Here is a 17837-nt window from a genome sequence, read left to right as displayed (position 1 = left end):
TAGAGGTGAATCATGACATTTTTAGAAGAGGTACAACGTCGTCGTACGTTTGCAATCATATCTCACCCGGATGCGGGTAAAACAACATTAACGGAAAAATTACTATTATATGGTGGTGCTATTCACTTAGCAGGCTCCGTAAAGTCTCGTAAAACTGCAAAACACGCCGTATCCGACTGGATGGAAATCGAGAAACAACGTGGTATCTCTGTAACGAGTTCCGTATTGCAATTTGACTACGATGGTTGTCGCGTAAACATCCTTGATACTCCTGGTCACCAAGACTTCTCTGAAGATACATACCGTACATTGATGGCTGCTGATAGTGCTGTCATGCTTATTGACGTAGCAAAAGGCGTAGAGGCCCAAACAAAGAAGCTATTTGCTGTATCAAAAGAACGCGGTATTCCTATTTTTACATTTGTAAACAAAATTGACCATTTCGGTCGCAGCCCATTCGATCTAATGGAAGAAATCGAAAATGTTCTCGGTATTCGTACGTGTCCTATGAACTGGCCTATCGGTATTAATGGCGAATACAAAGGCGTATACGATAGAGAACACGAAACTATAGAGCTCTTTGCAAAAGACGAAACACATGGTCAAGAAAAGTTAGCTTCCGAAAAAGGGGCGTTAACGGATCCTCGTATGAAAGAGTTATTAGGTGACGATGTATACCAAGCATTGCTTGACGATATTGAGTTGCTCGATGTTGCTGGCGATCCATTCGATTTTGATAAGGTTCGTGCTGGTGAATTAACGCCTATGTTTTTCGGTTCTGCTATGACGAACTTTGGGGTAAAACCATTCTTAGAAAAATTCTTAGAACTAGCTCCATCCCCTGCTCCACGACAAGCGGTAGAGGAAATGGTACAGCCTACTAGCGAAGACTTCTCTGCTCTAGTATTCAAAATTCAAGCAAATATGGATCCTAATCATCATGACCGTATCGTATTTATGCGTATCTGCTCTGGTAAATTCGAAAAAGGTATGTCTGTATTACATCGCCAATCTAATAAAACAATCCGCCTATCTCAGCCTCAACAATTTTTGGCTACGGAACGTACCATCGTAGAAGATGCATACCCTGGCGATATTATTGGTGTCTTTGATGCCGGTACTATGGGCGTAGGAGATACGCTTTGTGCACAAAAGCATAAAGTAACCTTTGGCGACTTCCCTGTCTTCCCTCCTGAGTTTTTTGCTCGTGTATCCCCAAAAGATACTATGAAACGTAAGCAATTCCAAAAGGGTATGACTCAATTGGCTCAAGAAGGGGCTGTTCAAATCTTTGAACAACCAGTTGCCCTTGATTCCTTCGTGGTCGGTGCCGTAGGTATGCTTCAATTTGAAGTTCTTGAGTACCGCCTCAAAAATGAATATGGTGTAGATTTATTAAATCATACTTTGCCATATGGTGTTGCTCGTTGGATTGACGGCGAAGTTGATATTGCATCCTTGAAAGGTATAGATAATGCGATGATTGTAAAAGATAATCGCGATCGCACCGTTGTTCTTATTTCCAATGAATGGCAAATGGGTTGGGTTCAAGAGCGTAATCCGGATGTAACATTCTTAACGACCCCTAAATTACACCATGAGTTATAACTTCTAATTAACTTATTGCTAGGTCTATACATTTTAGTTATATCTTAACATGCATTTATAGAGCGAATTTATCGCCATATATAATTTAGAGTCTTACTAAATCAACATAAAAATATTAAGTTTTAGAACTGGAGTATATTTTATATGATTATAAATATAAAAAATATATTCCAGTTTATTTTTTTATAACAAGAAGGAAAATCACAGATTTAAGTCGAATATATATAGTATGATTATGTACATAAGTAATATATACTATTACTTTTCTATATTTATATGTATAATCATAAAAATAGCTTTATTAATATTATTGTTTTTTTGTGTTGTTATGAGTGTTTAAAGATAAAAATGTAAACTTTTTATACGTTATATATTCTATAGTATTTTTTGACCATTCATGATACCATAAAATTCAGATTTATTTTTTATTTTAAAGGAGTGATTTTATGCCACTTATTGACTTAGCCTTAGTCAACAATGTATGGACCTTAAAACTGTCCATGATTCAAACTGTAGGTCTTGCTGTAATTACCTTATTCATCGGTACTTGGATCAATAAGCATTCCAAGTTCTTACAACGTATGTGTATGCCTGCACCAGCCGTAGGCGCTCTTCCATTTGCATTTTTAACTGCTATTTTGTCTTATTATAAAATCTTAAACATTACCTTTGAAGGTTCCTTACAAACATTTCTAATGCTTGCCTTCTTTACCACTATCGGTTTAATGGCATCTTTAAAAGTCCTCAAAAAGGGTGGTATTTTTATTATCTTCTTCTTCCTTGCTTGTGCGGTGTGGATTGTAGTACAAAATACTGCAGGTATTATGATTGCCAAAACATTAGGAATTGAGCCAATTATTGGCATCATGGCTGGTTCTGTATCTATGATTGGTGGCCTTGGTACAGCTGGTGCCTTCGGTCCATATTACGAACAATTACTTGGTATCCCTGGTACCGCTTCCGCAGCAGTTGCAGCTGCAACATTTGGCATGGTAGCTGGTACAATCCTCGGCGCGCCTGTAGGTGAACGCATTATTAAAATGCATAAAGTTAAAACACCTTATGAAAATCCTGAATTAATGGAGGATGAAGGCATCGATATGATCGAAGATCACGTTGAGAGCGGCGGCAAACAATTTAACTCTCAAGATCTTTTAACAATTTGTATGTGGATTGGCCTTGCATTAGGTATCGGTACCATCGTAAGTGCTGGATTGTCTGTTCTTACTCCACTACCTGCATATATTGGCGCTATGATTTGTGCAGCAGTAATTCGTAACTTTGGTGACTTTACTAAAGCATACAAAATCAACGATGCAGCTCTTGATGCAGTATCTAATGTAGCATTATCCTTATTCGTAACAATGGCTATCAACAGCTTGAAATTAGTTCAATTAATTGATCTTGCTTTACCGCTTATTACAATCTTAGTTGTACAAATGGCACTTATCTGTGTATTTGCATACCTTATTTACTTCCTCTTTGGTCGCAACTACGATGCAGTTATGCTTGGTGCCGGAGCTATCGGTTTCGGATTGGGTGCTACACCAAACGCATTAGTTAACATGTTATCCTTAGCAAGTAAACACGGCCCATCTCCTCGTGCTTGGCTCGTAGTTTCCTTAGTAGGTGCATTCTTAATTGACTTTGCGAATGCTTTCCTCATTACAACCATGGCTGGCATTCTTTACTAACTAAAAAGGACCCATTCGGGTCCTTTTTTCATGAAAAAGAGCTTACTGGAATGATATTTTATCAGTCCAATAAGCTCTTTATGTATTATACTATTTGATTAATGCTGCCCATGCGTTGGCTACATCAGCAAATTCTTGAAGTGTAAAGGTCTCACCTCTTCGTTGACCATCAATATTTGCTTTTGCTAATAACTCTTCAATTCTATCTCTTGTTAAACCCGTTGTCTTCATCGTATTAGAGAATGTTTTACGGCGTTGCGCAAAACCAGCTTTCACAACGCGAAAAAATAGTTTCTCATCAATCACATCTACAGGTGGTTTATCACGCAATACGCAACGGATAACAGAACTTGTCACCGCTGGAGCTGGCAAAAAAGATTTAGGCGGTACATCAAGAACAATATCTGGTTCCGTATAATACTGAACAGCAACAGATAATGCGCCATAGTCCTTTGTACCGGGCTTTGCTATCATCCGTAAGGCCACCTCTTTTTGCACCATCACAACTAGACGTTCAATAGGTAGTTTACTTTCCAACAAAGACATAATAATAGGTGTTGTAATATAGTATGGCAAATTGGCAACCACTTTAAATGGTTTATGATTCATAATCGTTGGCACATCAAGCTTTAACACATCACCATGAATGATACGTACATTGTCATAAGATGCCAATGTCGTATCTAGTACCTCCAATAAGCGACGATCTAGCTCGATAGCCGTTACATCTGCCCCACTTTGAGCTAAACCTTGTGTCAACGTACCAATACCAGGGCCGACCTCTAGAACAGGTTCTCCCACGGTTAATTCCGCAGCATGTACAATTTCATCGACTATACCTCGCTTAATAAGGAAGTTTTGTCCTAGCTTTTTGCTCATTTTAATATCAAAGCGCTTACATATATAATGCACAACCTCTGGGCTTGCAATTACTGATTCTAACATCTTAACTCCTATTTTAACAATTTACTGCCTCTTCATAAGCATCTCGGGTTATACCATAATGATTTAAACGGTATAAAAATTGCTTTCCATTACCGTATCCAATACCTAATTTAGCACCAATAACCGCTCGACGAGCTGCACTATCAGGCATACCAGACAATCCGTGACGCACTAAGTCCACCATAGTAAATTCGTTAGATGATTCTAGAGATTCTACGTGTAATGTAGATAGAGCCTTTCTAATTGACTCTGGAGATGCTTGTTCTATGCCAATATCATCATTTGCAAACGCTTCGTCACGAGGCACAAAAGCATGTTGTGCATTAGGGAATTTTTTAGTTAAAACGCGTCGGATTCGCTCCCCTGCTGTATCAGGATCAGTTAATATAATAATGCCACGTTTCTCATAGGCAACACGAATCATATCGATAACACCTCTTCTGAGGGTAAATCCTTCTGTAGCAATGCAATCAGCGTCTACAGCTTGAGCGATACGTTGTATATCAGATTTTCCTTCTACGACAATGACTTGTTTTAACATATATCCCCCTTTTATTCTATTAATACATTGTAACATATATATAACATTGCTTAAATACTTATAATCGAGTAGTATTAATAGTGTAATATATAAAAGGAGGCCAATTATGACCTTACAACAATTAAAGTATGTCACAACAATTGCCAATATAGGCAGTATTAGTGAGGCAGCCAAGAGATTATTTGTGTCTCAACCGAGTCTCACCAAGGCTATTAAAGAACTAGAGAAAGAAATGGGTATTACCATTTTCGATCGTACAAATAAAGGAATTACCGTATCTAAAGAAGGGGAACGCTTCCTCGGCTATGCGCGCCAAGTGTTAGAACAAGCAGCCCTTTTAGAGGAGCAATATAAGAGCCAAAGCGGTGGTAAAAAACAATTTTCTGTGTCTACTCAACATTACTCCTTTGCAGTCAATGCCTTTGTAGAGCTTTTAAAAGGCGCTGAAATCGATCAATATGATGTATCCTTACGAGAAACACAAACCTATGAAATTATCGATGACGTGGCTCATATGAAGAGTGAAATTGGTTTGCTCTATTATAATGATTTCAACCGTCCTGTATTAGAAAAATTAATTCACACTAACGAATTAACCTTTACTGAATTATTTACGGCCCATCCTCATATCTTTATTGGTAAAACGCATCCATTAGCCCATAAAGAGGTAGTCTCTATGGACGAATTAGAGGAATATCCATATATTTCCTTTGAGCAAGGCGATCACAACTCCTTCTACTTCTCTGAAGAAATCTTCAGTACCGTAGTGCGCCCAAAACATATCCGTGTTCGCGATAGAGCATCTTTATTTAGCCTATTACTTGGCCTTGATGGATACACTGTATCTAGTGGTGTAATCGATAAAGAGGTAAATGGTGAAAATATCATTTCCGTTCCACTTGCCGAAGAAGGTTTAATGCACATTGGCTACATTACTAATAATAAAATGCAACGCAGCCGTTTAGGTCAAGAATATATCCACGCTCTAGAACAATACGTTAGTAATTACGGTAGACATATTCAATTACCAGAAAACAAAAAATAATTATATATCATATTATTTATAGAGCGATACAACACTATTGTTCAATTTAGATGTATCAGATAATCCATAAAGAAGGCACTCTCTATTTTAGAGAGTGCCTTCTTGGGTATAACTTAAAGCATAAAATCACTCATAGACATAACTTTAAACTATATACAACTCAAATATATTGATATTTTTATATATAATCATACTTAGCTATAATTAACCTATCAAAATTATCGGTTTAATCGTTTATATAAGGAGGATTATTATGTCCAAACATACAGCACCATTCCACTTTGATATCGTAGGTTCCTTCCTACGCCCAGCAGAATTAAAAGAAGCACGCGAAGCTTTTAATAAGGGAAATATTACTCGAGAAGAATTAACAGCCGTTGAAGATCGTCTTATTACAGACCTCATTCAAAAACAGAAAGCAGCTGGCCTACCAGTGATTACAGATGGCGAATTCCGTCGTGCCTATTGGCATCTAGACTTCATGTGGGGCTTTAACGGCGTAAAAGAAATTGAACTGGAACACGGTTACAAATTCGTCGGTCAAGAAACAGCGCCAGGTTCCCTCGCCCTTACTGGCAAAATTACGGGAACAAACCACCCATTCGTTGAACATTTCAAATTTGTAAAACAATTTGAAGACGAAAATACTACGGCGCGTCAAACGATTCCTGCTCCCTCTCAGTTTTTGGCAGAGTTATTCCGTGAAGACAATGGCATTACAACGCGCTCCTTCTATCCAGATTTAGAAGAATTGATTCAAGATATTGCTGCCGCCTATCGCCAAGTAATTAAAGACCTTTACGATGCAGGTTGCCGCAATATTCAATTTGATGATTGTACTTGGGGTATGTGTTGTGACCATGCTTACTGGACAGGTCGTCAAAAGGATAAAAGTGTAACCATTGAAGGTGAAACCGCTAAATATTTACGTTTGAATAACTTAGCTCTTGAAGGTCGCCCTCACGACTTAGCATTTACTACACATGTATGTCGTGGTAACTATAACTCTACATGGGCCGCTAGTGGTGGGTACGAACCTATTGCCCCTATCCTATTTGCCAAGGAAAATGTAGACGCTTATTACCTAGAATTTGATGATGATCGCTCTGGAGGTTTTGAGCCATTGCGTGAAGTTTCTCCTAATAAAAAAGTTGTATTAGGTCTTATCACATCTAAACGCCCAGAGTTAGAAGATAAAGAAATCATCAAAGAACGTATCAAAGAAGCTACAAAATATATTCCACTTGAAAGACTTTGTTTATCTCCTCAATGTGGCTTTGCTTCTTGTGAAATCGGCAATCAATTGACCGAAGAAGAACAATGGGCTAAACTCGCATTAGTCAAAGAAATAGCTCATGAAGTTTGGGGTGATTAAATGAATGAACATACTATATATTTAGGCGGTGGTTGCTTCTGGGGCCTTCAAGGGTATATCAAAAAGATCTCCGGTGTCCTTTCTACCGAAGTAGGTTATGCCAATGGTCCTACAGAAAATCCAAGTTATGAAGATGTATGCCACAATAGCGGGCACGTAGAAGCTCTCAAGGTCATTTACGATGCTGATATACTATCTTTAGATCACTTAATTCAATATTTTCTACGTGCTATTGATCCCTTTAGTGTCAATAAACAAGGTGGTGACGTAGGCATTCAATATCGTACGGGTATTTATTATACTGATCCAACCGATAAAGCCGTTATTGAAAGTACCTTAGCACGTGCTCAAGCCTTTGAAGGTAAACCATTTGCTATTGAAGTATTGCCTTTAGAGAATTACTACTCTGCTGAGGAATACCATCAAGATTACTTAGACAAAAATCCTAATGGCTATTGTCACATTCCATTGGGGTTATCTGATGAACCACTCATCGATGATAATACATATGCTAAACCTTCCCAGGAAGATTTAGAGGCATTAACGCCACAAGAGTTTGAAGTAACTCAAAACTCTGCTACAGATGCACCTTTCAGCCATGAACTAACAGATGAGTTCAAAGCAGGTCTCTACGTAGATATTACAACTGGAGAACCCCTTTTTGTATCAGCCCATAAATTCGATTCTCATTGTGGCTGGCCTAGCTTTACTAAACCAATAGCTAAAGATGTTATCAAGTATTACCAAGATAACTCACATGGTATGAATCGCATAGAAGTTCGTAGCCGCATCGGTAATGCTCATTTAGGTCATGTATTTGAAGATGGTCCTAATGGCTCTCTTCGCTACTGTATCAATGGATCATCTTTACGATTTATCCCTAAAGATGAATTAAAAGGTACAAAGTACGAATATCTAATTCCATATATTGAAGACTAAAAAAGGACGCCTTAATCATAAGGCGTCCTTCTACTATATCTATTATAATTGAATATTACTGAGCTAAGTAGGTCCAATAAAAAGAGAATATATCTTATAGATATACCCTCTAAATCATCATATTAGTCCAAAACGTACACTGTAACGTCTTGGCGACCAAAGTCCATAGCCTCCCCATAAGAGTCCATTACAAGGTCGATTTTGTTACCTACTATAGCACCACCTGTATCGGCAGCAATAGCTTCACCGTAACCAGGAATAAATAAACGTGTACCCAATGGAATAACATCTGGGTCTACTGCGGCAATGCCACGTACTGCAGGTAGACCCGTAGCGGTAATACCAGCACCATCACCATCGCCAGCAAGATAAGCAGATGCTTCCATTACGATAGCGCGAGATGCACGTCCTGCTACATTACGAGATGTAGTCACCTCACGAGTGCCCTCTTTAATAATTGTAGGTACCATTGCACGTTGTGTTACTTTAGATACATCATTAGTTTTAATAACTGTACCATTACTATATAGTGTTTCACGTTGTACTCGTTCTAAGCCAGGTTGACCAACTTGAACAACCTCTTCTTCGCCCTTAGCCATAGTATCATCTTTTTGACGAACCACTTCAACAGCAACTTCTTGATCTACTGTAGATAGAGAGCGGCTTGTTACTTGAGCAATTGTTATACGTGTACCACTTAAAACAGATCCATTTTCATCGCCCACTACTACATAGTTAGGTGCTTTGAAACCAAGCTCATTAGCAACACCTTGAGCAGTTGTTTCTGTAGTGAATACAGCTCTTGTTTTACCATTTACAGTTACATAAACTGGAATAGCACGAACAACCGTTAAGGTTGTTCCATTTTGAACTGTAGATGAACTAGAAATAACTTTATCATTTGGATTTAACTTAACCCCAGCATCGCGTACAATGCCTTCGTTAGAATTTAAATGCGTTCTAACAGTGTGTGCTGCACCATCTACCATAACGGTAACGGTTTTATCATTATAAGAAAAACCGGTCATGGTTACAGCTGTTACAATCAATCCGGCAACAACAGACGAAATATATCGCTTGTGTGTCTTATGAATTCTCATGTTGTAATCCCTCCTGTAATGGTATTATTCTACTACAGATAGATACAACCTGTCAAACACCATAAGTTAACAATAAGACGAAACCCTTTATAAATACTGAATTCGTAATAGATTGTATTTTGTATTTTTTAATAAAAGTCCACTGTATGCGTACATATCTATATTTTTAAATACTATACAATATATTCCGAATTGTGTACATATATACAACACTAATACCACATATAGTATATACAGATTTTTTATTACTAAATTTGTATTTTTATGTGTTTTTCAATTGTTACCAATATTTTCTAGAACACTCAAAACTTCACTTTCTCCTCATTTTTAAATGTATAAGAAAGTAAAAAAGCCCATATAATGGGCTTTTTATATGTTATGTAATTGTATTAAAATTCATTACCTAATATATTAAGGTTTTTTCATCATCTATTCATTTTTAACATCGGTTGTAACCGTTCAATGACCGTCATTGACTCTCTGTGTTCATGCTCAATAGCAGTTTTCATTAGCTCCTCTTGAGCAGATATAGGATTCTCTCGATCATTGATTTTATGATACGAACCATCTGCTCTCATAAAATGAGCTTTTAATGTATCATCTAAATATAAATCTAAAATACTTTTTACCCGTTCTTTATGGCGTTTATCTTCAATCGGAATCATAAGCTCTACACGTTCATTCAAATTTCGAGGCATCCAATCTGCACTAGATAGGTACAGACTTTCATTCCCTCCATTACGGAAGTAGAACAAACGATGATGTTCAAGAAAACGCCCCACAATAGAGCGTACTGTGATATTATCACTAACACCGGCAATGCCAGGACGAAGCGTACAAATACCACGCACGATAAGATCGATACGAACTCCAGCAGAAGAAGCTTCATACAACTTAGCAATGACCTTTTTATCGAGCAGAGAATTCATCTTACCAATGATATAGGCTTCTTCCCCATTCTTAGCAAACTCGATTTCACGGTCAATAAGTTCCATAATTTTTTCACGTAAATTTAAAGGCGCTACAATAAACTTATTCCAAATCGGTGGGTCAGAATATCCAGAAATCAAGTTAAAAAAACGTGACGCATCATCACCATACTCATCATTACAAGTAAATATACCACAATCAGTATACATCCGAGCTGTTTTACCATTATAGTTTCCCGTTGCTAGATGGACATACCGCCTAATACCATCCGTTTCCCGGCGTACCACCATAGTAATTTTAGAGTGTGTCTTAAGACCTTTTAAACCATAAATAACATGACATCCCGCTTTTTCGAGTCGACGAGCCATATGAATATTGTTTTCTTCATCAAACCGCGCCTTAACCTCCATAAGGACGGTTACTTGTTTCCCATTATCTGCCGCTTTTATTAAGGACGCAATAATCGGAGAATCCCCACTAACGCGATATAATGTTTGTTTAATAGCCAATACATCAGGATCTATCGCTGCTTGTGCAATAAATTGCTCAACCACTGAAAAAGATTCAAAGGGATGATGAACAAAAAGATCTTGCTTCCCAATAATAGAAAATAAGCTATCACCTTCATAATCAACTAATTCACTAGGAATCTTAGGATCAAACGGTTCATATCGGAGCTTATCATAACCTGGATAATTACAGAAATCAAAATACATACGGCAATCCAAATGTCCATCAATGCGATATACGTCCTTTTGCTCTAATTCTACACTTGTAAGGACAAAATCTAATAAGTGATCCTTTATCTCTCCACAAACTTCAAGACGTACCGCATCACCACGACGGCGACGCCGCAAGGATGCCTCTACTTCAGATAGCAAATCTGTTGCTTCTTCCTCATCTATTTCAAGATCTGCATCACGAGTAATACGGAAAACCATATAATCTTCAATACCATAACCTTGGAAAAATTGATTTGCATAATAAGTAATGACATCTTCTAGATAAACAAATCGATGTTCCTTATTGCCACGGCTTGGAACTTCAATGATTCGATCTAATACAGATGGTATTGGCAAGATAGCAATCTTGTAATCCTTAGTCCCATCCTCTTGTATTTGAAAGATACGTACAATTGCATTAATGGTATGATTTGTTAAAAATGGAAATGGGTGCCCCGAGTCAACAGCCAATGGTGTTACTACGGGGTATATATGTTCCTCAAAATAATGGCGTAGCCAGGCTTTTGTTTTTACATCTAGCTCATCAGGATGTGTAAAGAAAAAACCATAACTTTCTAGTTCAGTCAAAACATTATTTAAATACATACTTTGCATAGCAACAAGGCGTTGTACAGATTCATCTATCGCCTTTAATTGTGCCTTTGCATCCATATGAGCCGCATCATATTTAACAATGCCATTCACAACTTGATGACGTAAACCAGCCACTCGAATCATAAAAAACTCATCTAAATTAGAACTAGCAATAGCAATAAAACGCAACCGCTCCAACAGCGGAGTATTTGTATCTATGGACTCTAATAGTACACGCTGATTAAATTTTAGCCAAGATAATTCACGATTAAAATAATATTTAGCATTACTGAACATGGCGGTCACCTCCTCTTACAAGCATAAGTTCCATACCAAATACTTCTGTAAAATATTCAGCATCTCGATTAAACGTCCACCATTCTAAAGAAATATCCTCATTAGTGCGACAGAATACATACAATACATTATCGCGCTCTTCCAATATAACATCTGAGATTTTTTGGTTACTCCCTGCATCGAGAGCACAGGCCACACGAATGATAGCTACTAACTTTGTAACTTGAATCTTTTGTAATTCTGTCAAAGAATTAAAATATGTATCATCATCTGATGGAGTTCCCTTATAGTGATAAAATACGACATTTGCCACTACTTGTTTTTCTTCTTCTGAAAGCCCGAAAATATCTGTGCCCATCACAATATGATACGCATGCTCTCCATGGTTTCGTAAATTAACAAACTTACCTACAGAACACAATATAGCTGCAATGCGGCATAAGTAACCCCACCGCTCCGGTAAACCTTTATGGCGTAATGTTTTACAAAACAAAGAACTGAAACGTTCCACCTCAGCATCATGAATGCTGTCAGTATGATATCTAGCGGCAACAGCACGAGCTAGCTGAGCATTTTGCTCACGCAATTGGTACATAAAGGGATTATTTTCAGCTTCAACTCCATAGAACCAGCTTATTCCTTGTGAAAAGGAGAAGCTACTAAAAATCAACGATTTAGGCTCTATAGCCGTTATAATTTCATTAAATAAAATCATAGTAGGCATCAAAATATTCGCCTTATATTCAGGTAGTTTATATCGATTGATCAACTTAGTGGCTGTTACACCATCAAAGGATTTGATGAAGCCCTTAAAACGTTCTGGTTCAATGGTAATAATATCGTCCTTATTACTGCCATCTCCCATGAGACGCGCCATATATTGAGCTTCATCGCCAGATAAAATGACACTATTAATATTAAAAGTTTTAAGCTCCTCCCGCAATGGGCCTATCATGCGATGTAAATACTCAGTAATAGCCATTGGAAACGATGTAGAGGAACGTTGGTTGCGATTAAAAGATTCCATAACACGTAATGACCCGCTATGCATATTGCGCTGGAATAATAAGCTTTCACCACGCCAAACAGTCAAGCCTACACCACCAGAAGTAATATCAAGGAATAATGTTGCCTTTGTAGGATCCGTCAAGCGGTACTGATTAGTCATCTTGTAGTATAGTAAGGCATATTTGTAATACACCTCTTTAGGCATGTCGATAACCTCAACACGCATACCTGTTTGAATATAAATTTGGTCCAGAATACTACGACGATTAGCGGCTTCACGTATTACAGTAGTACCATATAATCTAGAGCGACTCACACCGTAATCAGCCATTAATTGTTTATATCCCTTTAAGATATGACAAATTTCCTCAATCGTTTCAAAACTTAAACGAGAGGTTTGGAATAATTCTTCCCCAAAGGTTACCTCCCTAGCTGCATAATCTATAACGCGTACATCATCGATACCCTTGTATTCTAAAATAGTAATACTCATGCTACTGGAGCCTACATGTAGCACTGCATATCGTAACGCTTTTGGTAATGCCATTATGCCTCCTTACGAGCTTCCTTCCACTCTATTTCTAATGTTTTCTTGAATTCTTTTTTAAAAGATTTTCCTAATTTCTCTACAGCCGCTTTTGTCACACTTATATCGCGACCGTTCAAATAGGTTACTACTAATTGTACACTAGTATATTTTAGATTCACGGATAAATGGAGAATGAATTGTTCATGACTTTCATCAAGAGCTTCAGCCAAGGCTAGAATAATAGATATTTTTTGTCCCAACAAACGCTGTTCTTGATCTAACAATTTACCGTATAAGAAGTTTTTATACTCTTTTGGCGTCAAACCATGAGAGTTCATAACAAGAAACGCGCTAAAAGCTTGTTCAACATGGGAAAGCCCATATAAATTACTATTGACAAGCATATAGCAGCCATGTCGGGCATGACTATAATAATTAATCCGTTTACCAATATCATGTAATAAACTAGCAGCAGTCAAACAGCGTCTTGTATTTTTATCAGCTCTATGAAGTGGTTCTAATTCATCATACAGTTTAATTGCTAAATCTGTAATATATTTAGCATGAACTAACTCATGTTTAGTCATACCTAATAATACATTCTCTGCAGAATGTACTAAAATATCATCAATAATAGAGTTACCACCTAAGTAGTGCGCTCCATAATAGTCGTAAAATAAACCTTCTCGCAAACCACACCCACCAACAACGAGTGTTTTAGTATTTACGTAGTTAAATAATTCTTCTACGATAGTGAGACCTGCAATAATGATATCAGCGCGCTCCGATGATAAACCACTAATCTTTTTGCGTTCCTCTAGAGTTTTACCTTTTACTTCTTCCAAAATTTCATGGAATCTATGATATGGAATTTCATAATTATGTAGCTTTGTAATGGGATAAGATAACTTGCGTTGATCCATTTTAGCAATATTACGAGCAGTGCCACCGATACCAAGGAGCGGTAATTTCACATTGCGAAGCCATGCATGTTCCTTAATCGTTTTCTTTACAACTTTCGTCAGTTTATCAAGTTCTTTAGGAGTATATTCATCCCCCTTCTGATAGGTGCCTGTTAAGGTAAGGGCCCCTATCGGCAAGCTCACCGATTTTGTAATATGACGATTTCGTACAAGGGTTATCTCGGTACTGGCACCACCTAAATCAAAAATAATAAAATCCTTAAGTCCAATGGTATTGATAACGCCAAGAAACCCCAGGCGAGCCTCTTCTTCACCAGCAATACATTCTAAATCCAAACCCGTTCGTTCTTTTACGGATTTAATAAAAGCATCCCCATTTTTAGCCAAACGTACTGCTGCGGTAGCAACAGCTTTAATCGTATTTGCCTCCATTGCATCAGCCATGTGTACAAAACCTTTTAGAGCACGCAAGGAACGTTCCATGGCTTCTTCGGTCAATTCGTGAGTTCCCCACATATTCTCACTGAGACGCACACTTTCTTTTTCTTGATATATCAGTCGATAACTACCAGTCTTAGAAATTTCATATATGACAAAACGAACTGAGTTCGATCCTAAATCTATAAATGCAATACGTTTCATGTTGCTATCCTCATCTTACTTCTGTTCAGTCTGAATATACTTTAGTATACCATAGAAAAACGCGATTCTCACCGATAAGGGAGAACCGCGTTTTATAATTTATAATTTATAATTCTAATTTACTTTTATCGTGTATTCTAATACTTTAGCATAGAAAATCTTAGTGATTAGAATCCAACAAATATTTTATTCGCTAATAATCTTATGAACTAGTTTCTACATTTACTCGATGCCAAATACTCGTTTACCATTATTAAAAGCAATTTCACAAAACTCATCTACATCGAGCCCTTTAAGGCTTGCAATTTCTTCTGCCACAAACTGAGTTTTACTTGGATCATTTCGACGGCCTCTAAATGGTGGTGGTGTCAAATACGGTGAATCGGTTTCAATGAGGATTCGTTCTAATGGCACTTGTCTTGCCACGTCCTTAAGATTTGTAGACTTAGGAAATACTACAGGACCTGCAAAGGAAATATAAAAGCCCATTTTAATGGCTTCTTTTGCCATCTCCCAGCTACCAGAATAGCAATGGAAAATGCCCCAGTTATCCTTCCCTTCATTGCGCAAGATATTCATAATATCACCATGTGCATCGCGGTCATGGATAATAATCGGGAGATCTACTTCACGAGCAAGCTCTAACTGACGAATAAATACGCGTTTTTGTGTTTCACGGTCAGAAAAATCATAGTAATAATCTAGTCCAATTTCACCAATAGCACGTACCTTATCATTGTTAAGAGCTTGTTCCTTATAAAACTCGTAGTCTTCTTCTGTAAAGTCCTTTGATTCATGGGGATGAGTCCCTACAGCAGCATATAATTGATCGTACTGTTTAGCCAAAGCTAAACCAGACTCAACGGTACCTCTGTCAACACCAGGAATCATAATATATTCTACACCTGTATCAAAGCAGGCTTGTAACATCTCATTACGATCATTATCAAAGCGCCCATCATTTACATGAGCATGTGTATCAAAAAGTTTCATTATTTAACCACACTTCCTGCCGGTAATGATTCGATATTTGTTACCTCTAAATGTTCTTCCCAATCAGAGGCGGACAAAATCATACCATAAGACTCAATGCCCATCATCTTTTTAGGAGCCAAGTTAGACAAATAGATTACCTTTTTACCAACCATAGTCTCCGGTTCATAATATTGGGAAATACCACTTAATACGGTGCGTTCTTCAATACCGATATCCAATACAAATTTCAACAACTTCTTGGACTTAGGCACCTTTTCACAGCTTATAACTTTAGCTACACGAAGATCGAGTTTCTCAAAGTCATCATAGGTAATATTTTCTTTTAATGGTGGAATATTAGATGTATCTACAGCTTCTTCAACTTCTTCTGTAACAACTACATCTACCATTTCAGGAACTTCAAAACGTGGATAGATAGGCTCACCTTTTACAACTTTAGTACCTGTTGCCAATAATCCCCAAGTTTTAGCATCTTCCAACGTAGCCGCTTCAAAACCTGTAAGCCCTAATTGTTCCCAGATTTTTGGAGCTCCTACAGGAATTACAGGGCTTACTAAGATGGCAATGATACGCAATGCCTCTGCCAAGTGATACATAGCAGATTGCAAGCGCGCTTTATCATGAGCATCTTCAGATTTAGCCAATACCCAAGGCATTGTTTCATCAATGTATTTATTCATGCGACCAATAAAGGACCATACAGTTTTGATAGCTTTATTAAGCTCCATATTTTCCATCGCCGCTTCAAAATCTTTTGCAGTTTGAACGGCTAATGTAGATACATCACGGTCCAAATCGTCCATATCATCGCATTTTGTAATCACACCACCATGGTATTTTTCAATCATCGCAATAGTACGGTTTAATAAATTACCTAAATCATTAGATAAATCTGCATTAATTTTTGTAACGAAGTTAGGTAACGTAAAGTTGCCGTCATTACCTAACGTAATCTCGCTTAATAAGTAATAACGCAAAGAATCTGCACCATATGTATCAATCAATGGGATTGGATCGATTACGTTCCCCAAGGATTTACTCATCTTTGTACCATCTACAATCATCCAACCGTGTCCAAATACCTTTTTTGGTAATGGCAACTCAAGGCTCATGAGCATCATAGGCCAAATAATTGTATGGAAACGTACGATTTCCTTCCCCACTAAATGGAGATCTGCAGGCCAGTATTTTTTATATAGTTCACCATCACCATCAAATGGAGAGAGTGCACTAATATAGTTCACTAATGCATCGAACCAAACATATACTACATGTTTAGGATCAAATGGGACCTTGATTCCCCAATCAAAGGATGTACGAGACACCGCCAAGTCTTCTAGACCTTGCTTTACAAATTGAATCATCTCATTACGACGAGATTCAGGCTGAATAAAGTCAGGATTCTCTTCAATAAACTTAAGCCATTGATCCGTATATTTACCGAGTTTGAAGAAATAACTTTCCTCTTTAACACGCTCTACAGGGCGACCGCAATCCGGACAAGTATGATTAGGTCCTAGCTTCTGCTCTGTCCAAAAAGTTTCGTCCGGTGTACAATACCAGCCTTCATATTCGGCTTTGTAAATATCGCCCTTCTCATAAGCTTTTGTAAATAACGCTTGAACAACCTTTTCATGACGTTCATCGGTAGTCCGAATAAAATCGTCATTGGAAATATGCATTTTTTCCCACAATGCTTTAAAACCATTTACAATATTTGTAGTATATTCAAGAGGAGTAATGCCTTGTGCTTCTGCAGCACGTTGGATTTTTTGGCCATGTTCATCTGAACCAGTCAAAAAACGTACATCATATCCTGCTAATCGTTTAAAGCGTGCAATTGTATCGGCTACAGATGTACAATACGTATGACCAATGTGCAACTTAGCACTTGGATAATAAATAGGTGTCGTAATATAATACGTTTTCTTTGTGTCTCCCATGATGAG

At 37.6% G+C, this 17837-nt stretch carries 13 protein-coding genes; 5 read left to right on the top strand and 8 right to left on the bottom strand.

The genetic code is table 11. The features are described 5' to 3' along the window. Positions 1–12 precede the first annotated feature (12 nt). Positions 13–1608: a peptide chain release factor 3 gene (locus KH286_RS00145; RefSeq protein WP_004697298.1), complete on the top strand. Its 1596-nt coding sequence runs from the start codon at positions 13–15 to the stop codon at positions 1606–1608. Between the two features lie 446 nt (positions 1609–2054). After that, the gene (locus tag KH286_RS00140; RefSeq protein WP_004697267.1) at positions 2055–3302 is read left to right on the top strand and encodes a sodium/glutamate symporter; all 1248 of its coding nucleotides are present in this window, start codon (positions 2055–2057) and stop codon (positions 3300–3302) included. A gap of 90 nt (positions 3303–3392) precedes the next feature. Here KH286_RS00140 and rsmA read toward each other — a convergent pair whose 3' ends face one another. After that, entirely contained in the window at positions 3393–4247 is an 855-nt protein-coding gene (gene rsmA / locus KH286_RS00135) for a 16S rRNA (adenine(1518)-N(6)/adenine(1519)-N(6))-dimethyltransferase RsmA (RefSeq protein ID WP_004697159.1), read from the bottom strand. Between the two features lie 13 nt (positions 4248–4260). Then, complete coding sequence (gene rnmV, locus KH286_RS00130) at positions 4261–4788, bottom strand: ribonuclease M5 (RefSeq protein WP_004697202.1); 528 nt, start codon at positions 4786–4788, stop codon at positions 4261–4263. Positions 4789–4894: 106 nt separating this feature from the next. Here rnmV and KH286_RS00125 point away from each other — a divergent pair, with 106 nt between their 5' ends. The 3 genes from KH286_RS00125 to msrB all read left to right on the top strand — a co-directional run bounded on the left by KH286_RS00125 (position 4895) and on the right by msrB (position 8147). Then, positions 4895–5833 (top strand): LysR family transcriptional regulator, encoded by a 939-nt coding sequence (locus KH286_RS00125; protein ID WP_004697127.1) that lies wholly within the window; start codon positions 4895–4897, stop codon positions 5831–5833. A 253-nt stretch (positions 5834–6086) separates the two neighbouring features. Beyond that, positions 6087–7208 (top strand): 5-methyltetrahydropteroyltriglutamate--homocysteine S-methyltransferase, encoded by a 1122-nt coding sequence (locus KH286_RS00120; RefSeq protein WP_004693284.1) that lies wholly within the window; start codon positions 6087–6089, stop codon positions 7206–7208. Beyond that, positions 7209–8147: a peptide-methionine (R)-S-oxide reductase MsrB gene (gene msrB / locus KH286_RS00115; protein ID WP_004697196.1), complete on the top strand. Its 939-nt coding sequence runs from the start codon at positions 7209–7211 to the stop codon at positions 8145–8147. Between the two features lie 122 nt (positions 8148–8269). Here the strand turns inward: msrB and KH286_RS00110 are convergent, their stop codons facing one another. From KH286_RS00110 to metG, 6 genes are all read right to left on the bottom strand, one after another. Then, positions 8270–9247: a 3D domain-containing protein gene (locus KH286_RS00110; RefSeq protein WP_004693280.1), complete on the bottom strand. Its 978-nt coding sequence runs from the start codon at positions 9245–9247 to the stop codon at positions 8270–8272. Positions 9248–9672: 425 nt separating this feature from the next. Next, positions 9673–11790, bottom strand: coding sequence for a polyphosphate kinase 1 (gene ppk1, locus KH286_RS00105; RefSeq protein ID WP_004697370.1), 2118 nt, complete (start codon positions 11788–11790; stop codon positions 9673–9675). Beyond that, on the bottom strand, positions 11780–13345 hold the full coding sequence (locus KH286_RS00100) for a Ppx/GppA phosphatase family protein (protein WP_004697172.1): 1566 nt from the start codon (positions 13343–13345) through the stop codon (positions 11780–11782). The genes ppk1 and KH286_RS00100 overlap by 11 nt, the downstream gene beginning before the upstream one ends. After that, positions 13345–14892 carry an exopolyphosphatase gene (gene ppx / locus KH286_RS00095; protein WP_278617493.1) on the bottom strand — a complete coding sequence of 516 codons (1548 nt, stop codon included), beginning with the start codon at positions 14890–14892 and terminating at the stop codon, positions 13345–13347. Before ppx ends, KH286_RS00100 begins: the two co-directional genes overlap by 1 nt. A 222-nt stretch (positions 14893–15114) precedes the next feature. Then, positions 15115–15885: a TatD family hydrolase gene (locus KH286_RS00090; RefSeq protein WP_008713599.1), complete on the bottom strand. Its 771-nt coding sequence runs from the start codon at positions 15883–15885 to the stop codon at positions 15115–15117. Continuing rightward, on the bottom strand, positions 15885–17831 hold the full coding sequence (metG, locus tag KH286_RS00085; protein WP_008713598.1) for a methionine--tRNA ligase: 1947 nt from the start codon (positions 17829–17831) through the stop codon (positions 15885–15887). The genes KH286_RS00090 and metG overlap by 1 nt, the downstream gene beginning before the upstream one ends. Positions 17832–17837 lie beyond the last annotated feature (6 nt).

The sequence above is a fragment of the Veillonella parvula genome, assembly GCF_018378075.1.
Taxonomy (GTDB): domain Bacteria; phylum Bacillota; class Negativicutes; order Veillonellales; family Veillonellaceae; genus Veillonella; species Veillonella parvula_K.
The sequence above is the reverse complement of the archived record's forward strand: the minus strand, read 5'-3'. Positions and strand labels throughout refer to the sequence as shown.